At 70.8% G+C, this 16,752-nt stretch carries 18 protein-coding genes; 15 read left to right on the forward strand and 3 right to left on the reverse strand.

Going from position 1 to position 16,752, the window contains the following annotated elements; all coding sequences use genetic code 11:
- Nucleotides 1-204: 204 nt before the first annotated feature.
- From SNOV_RS20415 to SNOV_RS20470, 12 genes are all read left to right on the forward strand, one after another.
- On the forward strand, nucleotides 205-1,185 hold the full coding sequence (locus SNOV_RS20415; protein WP_013168872.1) for a carbohydrate ABC transporter permease: 981 nt from the start codon (nucleotides 205-207) through the stop codon (nucleotides 1,183-1,185).
- On the forward strand, nucleotides 1,182-2,150 hold the full coding sequence (locus tag SNOV_RS20420; protein WP_013168873.1) for a carbohydrate ABC transporter permease: 969 nt from the start codon (nucleotides 1,182-1,184) through the stop codon (nucleotides 2,148-2,150). The genes SNOV_RS20415 and SNOV_RS20420 overlap by 4 nt, the downstream gene beginning before the upstream one ends.
- Nucleotides 2,147-2,353, forward strand: a complete 207-nt coding sequence (locus tag SNOV_RS20425) for a hypothetical protein (protein WP_013168874.1) — start codon at nucleotides 2,147-2,149, stop codon at nucleotides 2,351-2,353. The genes SNOV_RS20420 and SNOV_RS20425 overlap by 4 nt, the downstream gene beginning before the upstream one ends.
- 4 nt (nucleotides 2,354-2,357) lie before the next feature.
- Nucleotides 2,358-3,470: an ABC transporter ATP-binding protein gene (locus SNOV_RS20430; protein ID WP_013168875.1), complete on the forward strand. Its 1,113-nt coding sequence runs from the start codon at nucleotides 2,358-2,360 to the stop codon at nucleotides 3,468-3,470.
- Entirely contained in the window at nucleotides 3,463-4,473 is a 1,011-nt protein-coding gene (locus SNOV_RS20435; RefSeq protein ID WP_013168876.1) for an ABC transporter ATP-binding protein, read from the forward strand. The genes SNOV_RS20430 and SNOV_RS20435 overlap by 8 nt, the downstream gene beginning before the upstream one ends.
- Before the next feature lie 64 nt (nucleotides 4,474-4,537).
- Nucleotides 4,538-6,169 (forward strand): dihydroxyacetone kinase subunit DhaK, encoded by a 1,632-nt coding sequence (locus SNOV_RS20440; RefSeq protein WP_013168877.1) that lies wholly within the window; start codon nucleotides 4,538-4,540, stop codon nucleotides 6,167-6,169.
- 25 nt (nucleotides 6,170-6,194) lie between these two features.
- Nucleotides 6,195-6,815, forward strand: coding sequence for a dihydroxyacetone kinase subunit DhaL (gene dhaL, locus SNOV_RS20445; RefSeq protein ID WP_187291081.1), 621 nt, complete (start codon nucleotides 6,195-6,197; stop codon nucleotides 6,813-6,815).
- Nucleotides 6,812-7,225: a dihydroxyacetone kinase phosphoryl donor subunit DhaM gene (gene dhaM, locus SNOV_RS20450; RefSeq protein WP_013168879.1), complete on the forward strand. Its 414-nt coding sequence runs from the start codon at nucleotides 6,812-6,814 to the stop codon at nucleotides 7,223-7,225. Before dhaL ends, dhaM begins: the two co-directional genes overlap by 4 nt.
- Nucleotides 7,225-7,575, forward strand: coding sequence for an HPr family phosphocarrier protein (locus SNOV_RS20455; RefSeq protein ID WP_013168880.1), 351 nt, complete (start codon nucleotides 7,225-7,227; stop codon nucleotides 7,573-7,575). The genes dhaM and SNOV_RS20455 overlap by 1 nt, the downstream gene beginning before the upstream one ends.
- On the forward strand, nucleotides 7,559-9,109 hold the full coding sequence (locus SNOV_RS20460) for a putative PEP-binding protein (protein WP_041783713.1): 1,551 nt from the start codon (nucleotides 7,559-7,561) through the stop codon (nucleotides 9,107-9,109). The genes SNOV_RS20455 and SNOV_RS20460 overlap by 17 nt, the downstream gene beginning before the upstream one ends.
- Before the next feature lie 2 nt (nucleotides 9,110-9,111).
- Nucleotides 9,112-9,522, forward strand: coding sequence for a hypothetical protein (locus SNOV_RS20465; protein WP_013168882.1), 411 nt, complete (start codon nucleotides 9,112-9,114; stop codon nucleotides 9,520-9,522).
- Nucleotides 9,523-9,544: 22 nt separating this feature from the next.
- A complete protein-coding gene (locus SNOV_RS20470) occupies nucleotides 9,545-10,534 on the forward strand; it encodes a dihydroxyacetone kinase subunit DhaK (RefSeq protein WP_013168883.1) in 990 nt (329 codons plus the stop codon).
- A gap of 1 nt (nucleotide 10,535) precedes the next feature.
- Here the strand turns inward: SNOV_RS20470 and SNOV_RS20475 are convergent, their stop codons facing one another.
- Nucleotides 10,536-12,431 carry an ATP-binding protein gene (locus SNOV_RS20475; RefSeq protein ID WP_013168884.1) on the reverse strand — a complete coding sequence of 632 codons (1,896 nt, stop codon included), beginning with the start codon at nucleotides 12,429-12,431 and terminating at the stop codon, nucleotides 10,536-10,538.
- A 201-nt stretch (nucleotides 12,432-12,632) separates the two neighbouring features.
- On the opposite strand from SNOV_RS20475, the gene SNOV_RS20480 reads away from it, so the two are divergent.
- Nucleotides 12,633-13,232, forward strand: coding sequence for an invasion associated locus B family protein (locus SNOV_RS20480; protein ID WP_013168885.1), 600 nt, complete (start codon nucleotides 12,633-12,635; stop codon nucleotides 13,230-13,232).
- Nucleotides 13,233-13,255: 23 nt separating this feature from the next.
- Here the strand turns inward: SNOV_RS20480 and SNOV_RS20485 are convergent, their stop codons facing one another.
- Nucleotides 13,256-13,672, reverse strand: a complete 417-nt coding sequence (locus SNOV_RS20485; protein WP_013168886.1) for a type II toxin-antitoxin system VapC family toxin — start codon at nucleotides 13,670-13,672, stop codon at nucleotides 13,256-13,258.
- On the reverse strand, nucleotides 13,672-13,917 hold the full coding sequence (locus SNOV_RS20490; protein WP_013168887.1) for a type II toxin-antitoxin system VapB family antitoxin: 246 nt from the start codon (nucleotides 13,915-13,917) through the stop codon (nucleotides 13,672-13,674). Before SNOV_RS20490 ends, SNOV_RS20485 begins: the two co-directional genes overlap by 1 nt.
- A 75-nt stretch (nucleotides 13,918-13,992) precedes the next feature.
- Between SNOV_RS20490 and SNOV_RS20495 the strand changes: the two genes are divergently transcribed.
- The gene (locus SNOV_RS20495; RefSeq protein ID WP_013168888.1) at nucleotides 13,993-15,231 is read left to right on the forward strand and encodes a CaiB/BaiF CoA transferase family protein; all 1,239 of its coding nucleotides are present in this window, start codon (nucleotides 13,993-13,995) and stop codon (nucleotides 15,229-15,231) included.
- A gap of 12 nt (nucleotides 15,232-15,243) precedes the next feature.
- Nucleotides 15,244-16,701, forward strand: a complete 1,458-nt coding sequence (locus SNOV_RS20500; protein WP_013168889.1) for an amidase — start codon at nucleotides 15,244-15,246, stop codon at nucleotides 16,699-16,701.
- The last annotated feature ends 51 nt before the right edge of the window (nucleotides 16,702-16,752 follow it).

Consider the following 16,752-nt stretch of genomic DNA (forward strand, 5'->3'; position numbering starts at 1 on the left):
GCGGGGCGTCGCCCCGCTCCTCAGCATGAGGGAGGCTTCCTCATCCTGAGGTGCCCGGCGCAGCCGGGCCTCGAAGGACGCAGCACCTGACCGCTGCGAGGTCCCCCGAGGCCTTGGCCTTTCCCGACCTCCTCCCGATGGCGACCCGGTTCTTCGAGACCGGACCGGGTCGCCCCCTTTCCGCCGACACCAGCGAGTGCGCGCGTGAACTCATCCCATCAGACCTTCGCCGAGAAGGCGTCCCGACTGGCCACCGAGGCGGCCGTGCGGGCGACGCCGGAGCCCCTCGCCAAACGGGTGCGCGGCTTCTCAGACCGGGCCATCGCCTGGCTGTTCATCGCCCCGACCATCGCCCTGCTCTTGGCGATCAACATCTTCCCGCTGTTCTGGGCGATCTACTTGTCCTTCACCAACTACCGGGCCAACCGGCCCAATGCCGAGGTGAGGAATATCGGGCTCAGCAACTATTCGCGCATCCTCAACGACCCCGACATCTGGGCGTCGATGCAGACGACGGCGCATTTCGTATTCTGGACCATCCTCCTGCAGACGGTGATCGGCTTCGGCCTCGCCTATCTGATCGACCGCAAGTTCCGCGGCCACGCCTTCTGGACCACGCTCATCCTGATCCCGATGATGCTGTCGCCCGCCGTGGTCGGCAATTTCTGGCGCTTCCTCTACGAGCCGCAGATCGGCCTCTTCGCCTATGCGGTGTCGTTCCTAACCGGCATCCCGACCTCCGACATCCAGATGCTCGGCAGCGTGCAGCTGGCGCCCTGGGCGATCGTCATCGTCGATACCTGGATGTGGACGCCCTACGTCATGCTGATCTGCCTCGCCGGGCTCAGGTCCATCCCCGACTACATCTATGAGGCGGCCGAGGTCGACCGCGCCTCGCCCTGGCGGCAGTTCTGGTCGATCACCGTGCCGATGGCGCTGCCCTTCATCATGCTGGCGGTGCTGTTCCGCGGCATCGAGAACTTCAAGATGTTCGACATGGTGAACCTGCTCACCGGCGGCGGGCCCGGCTCGACCACGGAGGTCGCCTCCATCGCGCTCAAGCGCGACGCCTTCGAGGCCTGGGCGACCGGGCGCTCCTCGGCCTTCGCCATCGTGCTGTTCGTCGCGGTGTTCGGCCTCGCCAACATCTACGTCAAGGCGCTCAACCGGGTGAAGCAGAGATGAGCACCGCCAAGCCCGCCGCGGGCACCGCCGCCCACTCCGTCGTCGAGCCGAGCGCCAATTCCAAGCGCATCGCCGCCACGCTGGTCATCCTCTACGCGGTGATCACCATGGTGCCGCTGGTTTGGATCTTCCTGACCAGCATCAAGTCGCCGCCGGATTCGATCTCCTATCCGCCGAAGATCCTGTTCACCCCCTCGCTCGAGGGCTACTGCAACCTCTTCACCACCCGCACGCGGCAGACGCCGGAATATATCGCCGCGCTGCCGCCGCCGGAGAACACCTGCGACGCCGTTACCCGCGAGCGCAACATGGTGATCGCCGGCCCGTCCAACTTCCTGCCGCGCTTCGTCAATTCGCTGATCATCGCCTTCGGCTCGACCTTCCTCGCCGTGGGGCTCGGCACGCTGGCGGCCTATGGCTTCTCGCGCTTCAAGGTGCCGCTGGCCGACGACCTGCTCTTCTTCATCCTGTCGACGCGGATGATGCCGCCCATCGCGGTCGCGATCCCGATCTTCCTGATGTACCGGGAGCTCGGCCTCTCCGACACCGCCATCGGCATGATGCTGCTCTACACGGCGGTGAACGTCTCGCTCGCCGTCTGGCTGCTCAAGGGCTTCATCGACGAGATCCCGCGCGAATACGAGGAGGCGGCGATGATCGACGGCTACACGCGCCTCCAGGCCTTCCGCAAGGTGGTGCTGCCGCAGGCGACGACCGGCATCGCCGCCACCGCCATCTTCTGCCTGATCTTCGCCTGGAACGAATATGCCTTCGCCTCGCTGCTCACCTCGGGCAGCGCCCAGACCGCGCCGCCCTTCATCCCGACCATCATCGGCGAGGGCGGGCAGGACTGGCCGGCGGTGGCGGCCGGCACGACCATCTTCCTGGTGCCGATCCTCGTCTTCACCATCCTGCTGCGCAAGCAGCTGCTGCGCGGCATCACCTTCGGGGCGGTGCGCAAATGAGCGACCGCACCCTCATCATCCCGAAGAAGCGCCGCCCCTTCTTCCTGCGGCGCGGGCCGATGGAGGCGCTTGCCGTCCTCCTCATCGCGCTCGGCTTCCTCATGCTGTTCCAGCCCTTCTGGCTGGTGCTCTACACCTATTCCTTCGTCACCCTCCTGGCCGGCACGGCGATGTTCACCGTCGTGTCCAAGTTCCCGGAATAACGCCATGGCCGAGATCAGGGTCGAGCATCTGCGCAAGGAGTTCGGCGATTTCGTCGCCGTGCAGGATTCCACCTTCACCGTCGAGGACGGCTCGTTCCTCGCGCTGCTGGGGCCTTCGGGCTGCGGCAAGACCACGACGCTGCGCATGATCGCCGGGCTGGAACTGCCGACCGGCGGCGCCATCCGCCTCGCCGGCGAGGACGTGACCTATCGCCGGGCCAGCGAGCGCGACATCGCCTTCGTGTTCCAGCTCTTCGCGCTCTACCCGCATATGAATGTGCGCGCGAATATTGGCTTCCCGCTGCTGGCGCAGGGCGTGCCCAAGGCGGAGATAAAGCGTCGCGTCGAGGAGACGGCCAAGCTTCTCCAGATCGACCACATCCTCGACCGCCCGGTCTCGGGCCTCGCCGGCGGCGACCGCCAGCGCGTGGCGCTCGGGCGCGCCATCGTGCGCCGGCCGAAATGCTTCCTGATGGACGAGCCGCTCGGCACGCTCGACGCCGAGTTCCGCGAGGTGATGGTCCGCGAGCTGCGCGAGCTGCACAACCGCATCCACGCCACCACGGTCTATGTCACCCACGACCAGATCGAGGCCATGGCTATGGCCGACAAGATCGCGGTCATGAACCATGGCGTGGTCGAGCAGTTCGGCACGCCGCAGGAGATCTATGACCGCCCGGCCTCCATGTATGTCGCCGATTTCATCGGCTCGCCGCCGATGAACTTCATCCGCTTCAATGGCGGCCTGCCGCGCGGCGCGCGCATCGCCCGCATCGGCGTGGCGGCGATCGAGATGCCGGAGCTGCGCGAGGAGGTCGCGCCCGGCGACCTCGCGCTCGGCGTGCGGCCCGAACATGTGCGGCTGGTGGAGTCCTCGCCTTTGCGCGGGGCGATCTATGGCAGCGAATATCTCGGCACCAACCAGATCGTCACCGTGGAGACCGAGGGCGGGCTGGTGCGTGCCCGCCTGCCGGCCGACCGCGGCTACACCATAGGCGAGCCGGTCGGCCTCGCCTTCAAGAGCGAGCGGCTGTCGCTGTTCGAGGCCCGTTCCGGCCGGGCGATCCGCTCCGCCCTGCACGAGGGCGAACTGCGCCGGGAGGCCCGCCATGGCTGACGTCATCCTCAAGGGCATCACCAAGAGCTTCGGCGACAAGCGCGCCGTCGACGCGGTCGATCTCCACATACATGACGGCGAGTTCGTCGTGCTGCTCGGCCCCACGGGCGCCGGCAAGACCACGACGCTGCGGCTCATCGCCGGGCTGGAGGCGCCGGACGCCGGCACGCTGCACATAGGCGGGCGGCCGATGCAGGGCCTCGCGCCGGCGAGCCGCGACGTCGCCTTCGTGTTCCAGCAATATTCGCTCTACCCGCATCTGACCGTCTACGAGAACCTCGCCTTCCCGCTGCGCTCGCCGGCCTGCCGCATGGACGCGGCCACCATCGATGCGCGGGTGCGGCAGGTCGCGAAGATGGTGCGCATCGACCACAAGCTGGAGAACCGCTCGACGCGGCTCTCCGGCGGCGAGATGCAGCGCGTCGCCATCGGCCGGGCGCTGGTGCGCCGGCCCTCCATCTACCTGATGGACGAGCCGCTCTCCTCGCTCGACGCCAAGCTGCGGGCGGAACTGCGCCTGGAGCTGAAGCGCATCCAGAAGGAACTGGGCGCGACGCTGCTCTACGTCACCCACGACCAGATCGAGGCCATGACCATGGCCGACCGCATCGGCATCCTCTCCGAGGGCCGGCTGGTGCAGATCGGCACGCCGCGCGAGATCTACACCGACCCGGCGAACCTGCACGTCGCCGCCCGCCTCGGCCAGCCGCACATCAACATATTGCCGGTCGGCCTGCTGCCGGGCGGCGAGGCGCCGGCGGGCGCGACGCGGGTCGGCGCGCGCACCGAGCACATCGCCATCGCCCGGCAGGACGGCGGCAATGCGCGGGTCGACTGGATCGAGCATCTCGGCGACCAGAACCACCTGCACATCAAGGTGGGCGAGCACAGGCTGGTGACGCTGGCCGATCCCGACATGCCGGTCGTGCCCGGCGACGGGATCAGCGTCACCTTAAGGAACCCGCTCTATTTCGGTCACGATGGAAGCCGACTCGGTGGCTGAAGGCTTGCGTAACGAGGTCCGGCGCCCGCGCCGGATGTCGCGTTGAACGGATGGGAAGGCAGCGATGAAACATTTCTTCAACCGCCGGGACAGCATCGTCACCGAGGCGCTGGACGGGCTCCTGCGCACGACGCCGCCCGGCCGGCTGGCGCGGCTCGACACCTATCCGGACATCAAGGTCGTGCTGCGCGCCGACTGGGACAAGTCGAAGGTCGCCGTGGTCTCCGGCGGCGGCGCCGGGCACGAGCCGTCGCACGCCGGCTTCGTCGGCAAGGGCATGCTGACCGCCGCCGTCTCCGGCGAGATCTTCGCCTCGCCGAGCGTGGAAGCCGTGCTCACCGCCATCCGCGCGGTGACCGGCGCGCCGGGCTGCCTGCTCATCGTCAAGAACTACACCGGCGACCGGCTCAATTTCGGCCTCGCCGCCGAGCGCGCCCGCACTGAAGGCTTCGACGTCGAGATGGTCATCGTCGCCGACGACATCGCCCTGCCTGACATCGCCCAGCCGCGCGGCGTCGCCGGCACGCTGTTCGTGCACAAGATCGCCGGCCATCATGCGGAGATGGGCGCGGACCTTGCGACCGTCGCCGAGGCGGCGCGGGCGGCGGCGGGCGACATCGTCTCGCTCGGCGTGTCGCTCTCCTCCTGCTCCATTCCCGGCCAGCCCTTCGAGGCGCGGCTCGGCGAGGACGAGGGCGAGCTCGGCCTCGGCATCCATGGCGAGCCCGGCGTCGAGCGCATAGCCCTGCGCCCGGCCTCCGAGATCGTCGCGCTGATGGCCGAGCGGCTTTCTGCCCGGCTGGAGGACGGCGCCGACTATGCGCTGCTGATCAACAATCTCGGCGCCGTGCCGCCGCTGGAGATGGGTCTGATCGCCGAGGCGCTCCTCACCTCGAAGCTCGGCAAGGATGCGCGGCTCGTCATCGGCCCGGCGCCGCTGATGACGGCGCTCAACATGAACGGCTTCTCGCTCTCCTATCTGCGCCTCGACGCCGCCCGCGCGGTGGCGCTGGCCTCGCCGGTCGAGCCGCTCGCCTGGCGGCCGGCGGTCGTCACCGGCGACATCGCCGTGCTGCCCGCGCCCGCCTCGCACAAGGTGCCCGTGGCGGCGGGGAGCGGCGATGCGACGGCGGAGGCCGCCATCCGCGCGGTCTGCGCCACGCTGACCGGGCTGGAGGAGGAGCTGAACCGCCTCGACGCCCGCGCCGGCGACGGCGATACCGGCTCCACGGTCGCCACCGGCGCCCGCGCCATCGAAGCCGTGCTGCCGCAGCTTCCGCTCGCCGACCGGGCCGCGACCTTCGCCGCCATCGGCGAGACGCTGGGCACCGCCATGGGCGGGTCGAGCGGCGTCTTGATGTCGATCTTCTTCACCGCCGCCGCCAAGGCCTCGGCCGAGGGCGGCGACGTGCCCGCCGCTTTGCTCGCCGGCCTCGACCGCGTGGTGTTCTATGGCGGGGCGACGCCCGGCGCGCGTACCATGGTCGACGCGCTCGATCCCGGCCTGAAGGCGCTCGCCGCCAACGGCCTTTCCGCCGCCGCGGCGGCGGCCGGGGCGGGGGCGGAAGCGACCAAGGCGATGGCGCGGGCACGGGCCGGCCGCGCCGCCTATCTCGGCGCGCGCGATCTGGAAGGCTCGCCCGATCCCGGAGCGGTCGCGGTGGCCCGGGCGTTCGAGGCGCTCGCGCGCGGCTGAGCCGCGCCGGAGCGCGGGAGAGGGGATGAGGATGCAGCTCGACGCCGCCGATCTCACCGCGCTCATTGCGCTCTGCCGCGCCGAGATCGACCTTCATTGCGAGCATCTCTCGGTGCTCGACAGCGCCATCGGCGACGGCGACCACGGCGCCAATATGCGGCGCGGGCTGGAGGCGGTGTATGCCGAGCGCGAGGCGATCGCCGCCCTCCCGCTGCCGGCGGCGCTGGAGAAGATCGGCCTCGTGCTGGTGATGAGCATAGGCGGCGCCGCCGGGCCGCTCTACGGCACGCTGCTGATGGAGCTCGGCCGCGGCCTGCCCGACGCGCCCGATGCCGCCGCCTTCGCCGCCACCCTCGGCCGCGCGGTCGAGGCGGTGGCGCGGCGCGGGCGCTCCGGGCCGGGCGACAAGACGCTGCTCGACGTACTCTATCCGGTGCAGGCGGAGGTCGCCGGCCGCGCGGCACCCGCCCGCATCGCCGAATGCGCGCAATCGGCGGCCCGCGCGACCGAGATGATGCTGGCGCGGCGCGGCCGGGCGTCCTATCTCGGCGAGCGCTCGGTCGGCCACGAGGATCCGGGCGCGTCGAGCTGCGCCCTGCTCACCACCACGATCTGCCTCTACCTCAAGGAGCATGCCGCCCCATGACCGCGCGAGAGCAGGGGTCATCCGCCGCCAATGTCGGCATCGTCATCGTCTCGCACTCGCCGCTGGTGGCGCAGGGCGCGGCCGACATGGTGCGCCAGATGGTCGGCGACTGCGTGCCGCTGGCCTGGACCGGCGGCAATGCCGAGGGCGGGCTCGGCACCCATGTGCGCGGCATCAGCGCGGCCATCGAGAAGGCATGGTCGGAGGCGGGGGTCGCCATCTTCGTCGATCTCGGCGGGGCGGAGACCAACAGCGAGATGGCGGTGGAACTGCTCGGCCCCGCCCGCGCCGCCAAGGTCGCCATCTGCAATGCGCCGCTCGTCGAGGGCGCCGTGGTGGCGGCGGCGGAAGCCTCGGGCGGCTCGGCGCTCGCCCGCGTCGTCGCGACGGCGGAAGAGTTGTCGTCCTGATGAGCGAGCTCACTCCCCTTCTCGGGCGGCCCGGCGCCGCCCATCGCGGACAGGCCGTGGTGGAAGTCACCCACGGCATCGGCCTGCACGCGCGCCCTTCCGTCGCCTTCACCCGCCTCGCCAAGAGCTTCCCCTGCACCATCGAGGTGGCGGTGGACGGCTCCAATGAATGGTTCAACGGCAAGAGCATCGTGAAGATCATCGGCGCCCGCATCCGACGCGGCACACGGCTGCGCATCCGCGCCGAGGGCTCGCGCGCCGAGGAGGCGGTGGCCGCGCTCAGCGAGCTCGTGCGGCGTAATTTCGACGAGGACCGGAAAAATGGGCGTCCCGATGGCCGTCCCGCGTGACCTGCGCGGCCGGCCGGCGGCGCCGGGCCGGGCGCTCGGCGCCGTGCACCGCGCCGAGGAGCGTCCGGTGCCGTCGCCCGGCACGCAGGGAGAGGATGCCCGCGCCGCGCTGGAGGCCGCCGTCGCCCTGGCGGTGCATGAGCTGAAGGCGCTCTCCGACCGCTCGGACGCCGAGAGCGCCGGCATACTCGACTTCCAGATCGAATTGCTGCTCGACGGCGAGCTGCTCATCCCGGCGCTGGAACGCATCGCCCGCGGCGAGGGCGCGGCGCTCGCCTTCGCGGCGGCGATGAACGCGCATATGGACACGATCGCCGGGGGCGGCGACGCTTTCGCCTTGAGAGCCGCCGACCTCGCCGACCTCAAGAGCCGGGTGCTCGACGCGCTGGCCGGCCGCGCCCGCGCCGATTTTCCGCAAGGCGCCGTCTATGTCGGCCGCGACATGCCGCCGAGCCTCTTCCTCGCGCATGACTGGTCGGGCGGCGGCGCCATCGCGCTGATCTCCGGCAGCGCCGCGAGCCATGTCGCCATGCTGGCGCGCTCGCGCGGCGTGCCGATGGTGGTCGGGCTCGGCGCGCTGCCGGTGGAGAGTGGCGACCGGCTGCTGGTCGACGGCAGCGAAGGCGTGGTGCGGCTCGATCCCGAGGAGCGGCTGCCCAGTCCCCCACCCTCGGTCGTCGCCGCCCCCGCACCTTCCACCGGCGGGGCGCCGTCGGCCCGGCTCTTCGCCAATATCGACACGCTGGCCGACCTCGACGCGCTCGATCCCGCGCAGGTCGACGGCGTCGGTCTGGTGCGCACCGAATTCCTGCTGCCGAGCGCTGCCGAGGCGCTGGACGAGGAATGCCATCTCGCCCGCTACCGGCGCATCCTCGACCGTCTCGCCGGCAGGCCGGTGACGCTGCGCATGCTCGATGTCGGCGGCGACAAGGCGCTGCCGGGCCTCGTCGAGGGCAGCCCGGCCTCGGTGCTGGGCGAGCGCGGCGTGCGCTTCCTCATCGCCCATCCCGACCTCGCCCGGCTGCAGGCCCGCGCGCTGCTGCGCGCCGCCGCCTTTGGGCCGGTCAGCGTGCTGCTGCCCATGGTGACGCTGCCCTCCGAACGCGCCGCGATGGCGCAGCTCTTCGACGAGGAAGCCGCCCGGCTGGAACGGCAGGGCATCGCCGTCGCGCGCCCGCCGCTCGGCATCATGGTGGAGGTGCCGGCGGTCGCCCTGACGCTCGATATGTTCACCGACGCCGCGTTCTTTTCCGTGGGCACCAACGACCTGATGCAGTATCTGGCGGCGGCGGCCCGCGACAATCCGGCGGTCGCGCACCTCTATGCGGGGGCGGAGACGGCCATGTTCCGGCTGCTGGAGCACATCGCGACCACTGCCCGCGGGCTCGGCCGACCGGTCTCGCTGTGCGGCGACATCGCCGGCGAGCCGGCGGCGCTCGGCCGCCTCGTCGGGATGGGCCTGCGCGATCTCTCCGTGGCGCCCTCGCGCCTGCCGGCCCTGCGCGCGGCGCTCGGCCCGCGGTCGGAAGCCTGACCATGGCGCGCGAGCCCATCGACGAGGCGGTGATCGCCTACAAGACCATCCTCGCCGGCATCCTCGACAACCGGCCCTCGGGCACGCGCCAGCGCCTCGCCGCGGCGCTCGGCAAGCATCGCAGCTTCGTCACCCAGGTGACGAGCCCGACCTATGACACGCCGCTGCCGGCGCGCCACCTCGCCACCGTGTTCCGCGTCTGCCATTTCAGCCCGGCCGAGCAGGAGCGCTTCCTCGCCGCCTATGAGGCCGCCCATCCCGGCCGGCTGCCGGATGTCGGCGGGGCGGATAAGATGCGCACGTTGTCGGTGATGGCGCCCGATTTCGGCGACGAGAAGAAGAACCGCGCCTTCGACGATGCCGTCGCGGAGTTCGTCGCCAAAATGGCGGCGCTGGTGAACGGAGGCGAGTGATGCAGTCTCGCAGGCGCCGGCGATGAAGCGGGTCATGAACTCCGGCCAGACGCTGGTGGCCGAGAGCCTCGCCGGCTTCGTCGCCGCGCATGAGGACCTCGTCGCCTTCGGCGGCGGCGGCCGCTTCCTGCGCCGCCGGGCGCTCAAGCCCGGCAAGGTCGCGCTGATCTCCGGCGGCGGCGGCGGCCACGAGCCGCTGCATGGCGGGTTCATCGGCACCGGCATGCTGGACGCCGCCTGCACCGGCCATATCTTCACCTCGCCCACCCCCGACCAGATCCTCGCGGCGATGGACGAGACGGACACCGGCGCCGGCTGCCTGCTCGTGGTGAAGAACTACGACGGCGACGTGATGAATTTCGAGATGGCGGCGGAGATGGCCGCGCCGCGCCACCGCATCGATATGGTGGTCGTCGAGGACGACGCCGCCTATGGCCCTTCCGTGCGCAGTCGCGGAAGGCGCGGCGTCGCCGGCACCATCGTGGTGGAGAAGATCCTCGGCGCCGCGGCCGAGCGGGGCGACGACCTCGCTGCGCTGAAGACGCTGGGCGAGGGCCTGTCGCCGCGCCTGCGCAGCATGGGCGTCGCCTTGCGCGGCGTCACTGTCCCGGACAATGCGCGCGAGACCTTCGCCCTCGGGTCGGACGAGATGGAGATCGGCGTCGGCATCCATGGCGAGCCAGGCCTTTCCCGCCAGCGCCTCGCTTCCGCCGACGAGATCGTCCGGCTGATCTGCGCGCCGATCCTCGACCAGCTTCCTGTTGCCGAGGGCCTGCACCCGCTCCTCATCGTCAACGGCTTCGGCGGCACGCCGCCGATCGAGCTGCACCTCGCCTATGGCCTCGCCCGCCGCTTCCTCGAAGCCGAGGGCGTCATGCCCCGGCGCTCGCTGGTCGGCACCTTCGTCACCTCGCTCGACATGGCCGGCTTCTCGGTGACGCTGGCCTTGCTCACCGAGGAGGAGTTCGCCCTGTGGTGCGCGCCGGTGGCGACGCCGGTGCTCGCCTGGTGAGCTAGCCCGGCCCGTTCGCGGCCGGCAGGGTGAAGGAGAAGCTGGCGCCGCCCTGCGCACCCGCTTCGTCGACCCTGATGCGCCCGCCATGCGCCTCGATGATCGAGCGGCAGATCGGCAGGCCCATGCCCATGCCGGACGCCTTGGTGGTGAAGAAGCTCTCGAACAGCCGGTCCATATGCTCGGGCGGAATGCCGGGGCCGCTATCCTCGACGATGCAGCGCACGCCGATGCCATCGGTGGCGACGGTGCGGATGACGACCCGCCGCTCGGGGCTGCCCGCCTGTGCCATGGCCTGCATGGCGTTGATGGCGAGGTTGACGATCACCTGCTGCAATTGCGTGCGGTCGCCGATCACCTGCGGCGCGTCGGGCGCGGGGTGCTGCAGCACGGTGACCGCGCGCGAGCGGGCCTCGTTGCGCAGGAACAGCAGCACCTCGCCGATCACCTCGTCGAGGACGAGCGGCGTGTGCTCGGGTGCCTTGCGGGCGGCCATGGAGCGGATGCGCGCGATGATCTCGCCGGCCCGCTGCGCATCCGAGACGATGCTCTCGGCCAGCTCGCGCACCTCTTCGATGTTCGGCACGGGGCGGCGCAGCCAGCGCACGCCGGCAGCGGCGCTGGAAGCGATGGCGGTGAGCGGCTGGTTGACCTCGTGGGCGATGGAGGCGGTGAGTTCGCCGAGCACCGAGACGCGCGCCGCATGGGCGAGGTCGGTCTGCACGCGGTCGAGCATCTCCTGTGCGCGCGCTCGCTCGGCCAGCGCCTCCTTGGCGGCGGTGATGTCGGAGACCGCGCCGACATAGTGCAGGTCGGGCGAGCCGTTGCGCATGGAATGCGCCACCGCATGCACATGCCTGACCGCGCCGTCCGGCAGCAGCAGGCGGAACTCGAAGTCGAAGCCGCGCTCGCCATCCGCCGCGTTGTAGACGGTCTCGCGCACCAGAGCGGCGTCGTCGGGATGCGCGCGCTGGATCAGGAGATCGATCGAGGGCGCCGCCGCCGGCTCGTAGCCGAAGATGCGGAAGGTCTCGTCCGACCAGTGGATGCGGCCGGTGACGACGTTCCAGCCGAAGCTGCCGGTGTGGCTCAGCCTTTGCGCCTCGGCGAGGAAGGCGGCCTGGCTGCGGTGCAGCAGCTCGTCGGCCCGCTTGCGCTCGGTGATGTCGGTGTTGTTCTCGAGGATACCGACGGGCCGGCCCCGCGCATTCTCCTGCAATGTCCAGCGGGAGGCGACGGGCACTTCCGTGCCGTCCCGGGTGCGATGCACCAGCTCGCCCTCCCAGCGTCCGGTGTCGAGCAGCAGCGTGTTGATCTGCGCCAGCGGCACCGGGAAGCGGGTCTGCAGCAGGTCGTGCGTGACCTTGCCGGCCGCTTCCGCGCGGCTCCAGCCGTAGAGCTGCTCGGCCCCGCGGTTCCAGTAGGAGATCGTGCCGTCCATGCCGCGGACGATGATGGCGTCGGCGGTGAGTTCGAGGAGCTGGGCCTGTTCGCGCTGGACCTCGGCCGAGTCGCGCAGCCGCCTGACCAGCCCGGTGACGGTCAGCGAGCAGACGAGGAAGGCGGCGAGGGCGGCGACGTCCTGCACGTCGCTGACGTCGAGCGTGTGGAGCGGCTGGACGAAGAAATAATTGAGGCTGAGGACCGCGATCAGCGAGAAGAAGGCCGACGAGACGAAGCTGTCCAGCAGCGACAGCAGCACGATGACGATCAGCAGTGCGGCGGCCGTCGTGGCCAGATTGAGCTCGAAATGCACCGACGCCCAGATGACGAACGCCAGCGACGCGCCGCCGAAGATCCAGAGCGCGATCAGGCGCTGGGCGGGCGTCAGCTCGTCGAGCTTCGCCACGAAGGACGGTACATGCAGTTGCTGGCGGCCGCTCGCGTCGTCGTCCAAGACAGCCTCTATCCGGGCCGCCCCGCGACGACCCACTCCCGAGCGTCAATCGGTATCAAAATATAGGCTCGTTTGCAGGCACACAAGCAGCGGCTCGGGCCGGTCGCCGGGTCGGCGCGCCGCCGGCTACGGGATGTCCGCAGTTGCGTCCCGGCCGGTTGCATTGTTTGTTTCGTCCGATTCCTCTGCGAGGTTCCCGCAATGACCTGCTCCCGCGCCTTCAAGCCCCTCGTCGCCCTGTCGCTGGCCTGCGGGCTCGCCATCGGCGCGACTCTTGCCGCGGGAGCGGGCGCCGCCTTCGGGCAGGCCGCACCGCCGGCGAAGAAGCCGGCCGCGCCGGCTGCCGATCCGAACGCCCCGCAGGCCACCACCGCCACCTATGGCGATTGGGTGGTGCGCTGCGCCATCCCGCCGAACCAGACGGCGCGGGTCTGCGAAGCCGGCACCGGCGTGCAGGTGCAGGGGCAGCAGGGGCTGCTGGCGCAGATCGTCATCGGCCGGCTGAACAAGGACCAGCCGACGCGCCTCGTCATCCAGCTGCCCGCCGGCGTCTTCCTGCCGCCGGGGGCGACGCTCTATCTCGACGAGAAGGACAAGAGCGGGCTCGCCACGGTGTTCGCCACCTGCACCCAGGCCTGCTTCGCCGATGCCGAACTCAAGCCCGACCAGCTCGCCGCGCTGAAGGCGGCCAAGGGGCCGGGCCGGCTGGAGTTCGTCGACGGCGCCCGCAAGCGCATCGCCGTGCCGATCTCCTTCAACGGCCTTCCCGCCGCCACCGAGGCGGCGCTGAGCCCGAAGTGACGTCCGGGCGGCCTCGGCAGTGGTCAGGCGAGGTCGGTATGGGCGAAGTCGTTGCCCTTGTAGAGCAGCGGCACGCCGAGCGATTTGGCGCAGGCATAGGCGAAGCAGTCGCCGAAATTGAGCGCAGCCGCATGCCCGACCACCTTGCCATAGGTCGCGCTCGCCTCGACCGCCATGCGGCCGAGCTCCGCCGTGATGGCGATCTCCTCCGCCGCCAGATCGTCGGCGAAAGCGTCCACCGCAGCCTGGGCCTGCCGCAGCAGCCCGGCCGAAGGCGGCCCGCCCATGGTCTTCTGCCGGGCGAGGGCGACAGACGCCTCGAACGTCACCAGCGGCGAGAGGAAGAACGGCCCGCCGGCATCCGCCAGCCGCTTCTCGATCTCCTCATGGCCCGGCTCGCGCCCGAGGATGGCGACGATCGCCGAGGCGTCGATGAACATCAGGCGTCGCCCCACAGGGAGTCGGTAAAGGCCTTCATGTCGAAGTCCGGATCGCCTCGTCCCATCGCGTCGGCCAGTGCCTTGGAGCGGGCCAGCCGCTTGCGCAGCGGCTGGGCGCGCCGCGCCTCCGCGAGCTGCGCCTTCAGCGCGCTGCGAACCGCCTCGGTCTTGGTGCGCGCCTTGGTGAGCCGGCGGACCTCTTCCGCCAGCGCGTCCACCTCCGGGTCGCGAATGAACAGCGCCATCTGCATATCTCCTTTGGATATCAGGATATCACGTAGTAGATATGCATTCCACCGCAGCATGCCGGACAGCCCCCCATGACCGACGACCCGACGAGCTCCCCGACGGCGCAGGCGCTGACCGGGATCCGGGTGCTCGACCTCTCCCGCGTGCTCGCGGGCCCCTGGGCGACGCAGATCCTCGGCGATCTCGGCGCCGAGGTGATCAAGATCGAGAAGCCCGGCGCCGGCGACGACACGCGCGGCTGGGGACCGCCCTGGCTCGAGGACGGCGAGGGGAACGCGACGCGCGAGAGCGCCTATTTCCTCTGCGCCAACCGCAGCAAGCGCTCGGTCACCATCGACATGGCACAGCCGGAAGGCCAGGCGCTGATCCGCCGGCTGGCGGCGCAGAGCGACGTCGTGATCGAGAACTTCAAGGTCGGCGGGCTGAAGCGCTACGGCCTCGACCATGAGAGCCTCGCCGCGCTCAACCCGCGCCTCGTCTACTGCTCGATCACCGGCTTCGGCCAGGACGGGCCGGAGGCGGGGCGCGCCGGCTACGACTTCATGATCCAGGGCATGTCCGGGCTGATGTCGGTCACCGGCAGCCCCGAGGCCGAGCCGCAGAAGATCGGCGTGGCGCTGGTCGACGTGCTCACCGGGCTGAACGCGGCGATCGCCGTGCTGGCGGCGCTGCAGCAGCGCGAGCGCACCGGCCGTGGCCAGCATATCGACGTCGCCCTGTTCGACGTCGCCATGGCGAGCCTCGCCAACCAGGCGCTGAACTTCCTCGTCGGCGGCACGGCGCCGCGGCGGCTCGGCAACGCGCACCCGAACATCGTGCCCTATCAGGCGTTCGAGACCGCCGACGGGCACCTCATCCTCGCGGTCGGCAACGATGCGCAGTTCGCCCGCTTCTGCCGCATCGCCGATCTGCCGGATATCGCCGGCGACGCGCGCTTCGCCACCAATGCCGGGCGGGTGGCGGAACGCGACCTGCTGATCCCCATCGTCGCTGCCGCGCTCAAGCGCCAGACGACGGGCGAGTGGCTCGCCATGCTGGACGCGGCGGGCATTCCGGCCGGACCGATCAACACCATCGCCCAGGCCTTCGCCGAGCCGCAGGCGATTGCGCGGGGACTGGCGATGAACCTCCCCCACGCGCTCGGCGGTCTCGCGCCAGGCGTGCGCAGCCCGCTGCGGCTGAGCGATTCGCCGATTGGCGGCCCGCTGGCGCCGCCGACGCTCGGGCAGGACACGGAGTTCGTGCTGGAAAGCGTGCTCGGCCTGTCGGCGCAGGAGCGCGACCGGCTGCGCGGCGCGGGAATCATCTAGAGGGTTGGCATCGTGAGCATCCGTGATCTCTACGAGACCTATGACGCGGTCGGGCTGGCGGAGCTGGTCGAGCGCCGCGAGGTGACGCCGGGCGAACTGCTCGACGAGGCGCTGGCGCGGGTCGAAGCGCTCAACCCGCAGCTCAACGCCGTCACCGTGCTGGCCGAGCCGGTCGCCCGCCGCCTGATCGAGGAGGGCCTGCCGGAAGGGCCGCTGCGCGGCGTGCCGTTCCTGCTCAAGGATCTCGGCGCCGAGGCCATCGACTTCCCCTGCAACAACGGTTCGAAGCTGTTCGCCGGCACGCGCTACGCCAGGGATTCCGCCATCTATGCCCGGCTGAAGGCGGCGGGGCTCGTCACCTTCGGCCGCACCGCCTCGCCGGAGGGGGGCATCGGCCCGGTGACGGAAGCCGCGGTCTATGGCGGGCCGACGCGCAACCCGTGGAACCTCGATCATACGCCGGGCGGCTCCTCCGGCGGCGCCGGTGCGGTCGTGGCGGCCGGTATCATCCCCGCCGCCCACGGTTCGGATGGCGGCGGCTCGGTGCGCATACCGGCCTCGAGCTGCGGCCTGTTCGGCTTCAAGGCGACGCGCGCCCGCACGCCGGACGGGCCCTATGTCGGCGAGGGCTGGGCCGGAATGGCGATCGACGGCTTCCTCACCCGCTCGGTGCGCGACACCGCCGTGCTGCTCGACGCCACGCAGGGGCCGGACCTCGGCGCGCCCTATGTCGCGCCGCCGCTGGAGGGCTCGTTCCGGCAGGCGATGGACCGGCACGACAAGCGCCTGCGCATCGGCTTCGCCACGACGTCGTTGACCGGCGCGCCGGTGCATCCCGAATGCCGGGCCGCGGTGGAGGACGCCGCGAAGCTGCTCGCCGAGCTCGGCCACTTCGTCGAGGAGGCGCTGCCCGAGGTCGACACGTCCGGCATGATGGCGGCGTGGACGAAGATCGTCGCCTGCGGCAGCGCGCTGTCGGTCGAGACAGCGGTACGCAAGCGCGGCCGGCCGCTGGAGCCCGGCGAGATCGAAGGCATCGCCCGCGGCGCCATGGCCTATGCCCGCACGGTGAGCGGCGCCGACTATCTCGAAGCCGTCAACAAGGTGCACGCCTATGGCCGCGAAATGGCGGCCTTCTTCCAGCGCTACGACATCTTCCTCACGCCGACGCTGGCCGAGCCGCCGGCGCAGATCGGCCGCTTCGCCCACGGCACCGAGGATTATGTCGACTACCGCATGGGGCCGGGCCGGGTCTTCGCCTATTCGCCCTTCACCGCCGCCTTCAACGCTTCCGGCCAGCCGGCGGCCTCGCTGCCGCTGCACTGGACCACGGACGGGCTGCCGGTCGGCATCCATCTGGCCGCGCCCTTCGGCGAGGACGAGAAGCTCATGGGCCTGTGCGCGCGGCTGGAAGAGGCGCGGCCCTGGTTCGACCGGCGCCCGCCCCTGCGCTACGCCGCCGCGCCCTGAGAGGGGCCGGATGGCCCGCGCCTTGCACCCGTGTCGGCGTGCAAATCATCG

The organism is Ancylobacter novellus DSM 506 (assembly GCF_000092925.1).
Taxonomy (GTDB): domain Bacteria; phylum Pseudomonadota; class Alphaproteobacteria; order Rhizobiales; family Xanthobacteraceae; genus Ancylobacter; species Ancylobacter novellus.

What these genes read in the sequence shown, in the direction of transcription:
- SNOV_RS20420 (WP_013168873.1), top strand. Translation starts at nt 1,182, where the DNA reads ATGAGCACCGCCAAGCCCGCCGCGGGCACCGCCGCCCACTCCGTCGTC.
- SNOV_RS20425 (WP_013168874.1), top strand. Translation starts at nt 2,147, where the DNA reads ATGAGCGACCGCACCCTCATCATCCCGAAGAAGCGCCGCCCCTTCTTC.
- SNOV_RS20430 (WP_013168875.1), top strand. Translation starts at nt 2,358, where the DNA reads ATGGCCGAGATCAGGGTCGAGCATCTGCGCAAGGAGTTCGGCGATTTC.
- SNOV_RS20435 (WP_013168876.1), top strand. Translation starts at nt 3,463, where the DNA reads ATGGCTGACGTCATCCTCAAGGGCATCACCAAGAGCTTCGGCGACAAG.
- SNOV_RS20440 (WP_013168877.1), top strand. Translation starts at nt 4,538, where the DNA reads ATGAAACATTTCTTCAACCGCCGGGACAGCATCGTCACCGAGGCGCTG.
- dhaL (WP_187291081.1), top strand. Translation starts at nt 6,195, where the DNA reads ATGAGGATGCAGCTCGACGCCGCCGATCTCACCGCGCTCATTGCGCTC.
- dhaM (WP_013168879.1), top strand. Translation starts at nt 6,812, where the DNA reads ATGACCGCGCGAGAGCAGGGGTCATCCGCCGCCAATGTCGGCATCGTC.
- SNOV_RS20455 (WP_013168880.1), top strand. Translation starts at nt 7,225, where the DNA reads ATGAGCGAGCTCACTCCCCTTCTCGGGCGGCCCGGCGCCGCCCATCGC.
- SNOV_RS20460 (WP_041783713.1), top strand. Translation starts at nt 7,559, where the DNA reads ATGGCCGTCCCGCGTGACCTGCGCGGCCGGCCGGCGGCGCCGGGCCGG.
- SNOV_RS20465 (WP_013168882.1), top strand. Translation starts at nt 9,112, where the DNA reads ATGGCGCGCGAGCCCATCGACGAGGCGGTGATCGCCTACAAGACCATC.
- SNOV_RS20470 (WP_013168883.1), top strand. Translation starts at nt 9,545, where the DNA reads ATGAAGCGGGTCATGAACTCCGGCCAGACGCTGGTGGCCGAGAGCCTC.
- SNOV_RS20480 (WP_013168885.1), top strand. Translation starts at nt 12,633, where the DNA reads ATGACCTGCTCCCGCGCCTTCAAGCCCCTCGTCGCCCTGTCGCTGGCC.
- SNOV_RS20485 (WP_013168886.1), bottom strand. Translation starts at nt 13,672, where the DNA reads ATGTTCATCGACGCCTCGGCGATCGTCGCCATCCTCGGGCGCGAGCCG.
- SNOV_RS20490 (WP_013168887.1), bottom strand. Translation starts at nt 13,917, where the DNA reads ATGGCGCTGTTCATTCGCGACCCGGAGGTGGACGCGCTGGCGGAAGAG.
- SNOV_RS20495 (WP_013168888.1), top strand. Translation starts at nt 13,993, where the DNA reads ATGACCGACGACCCGACGAGCTCCCCGACGGCGCAGGCGCTGACCGGG.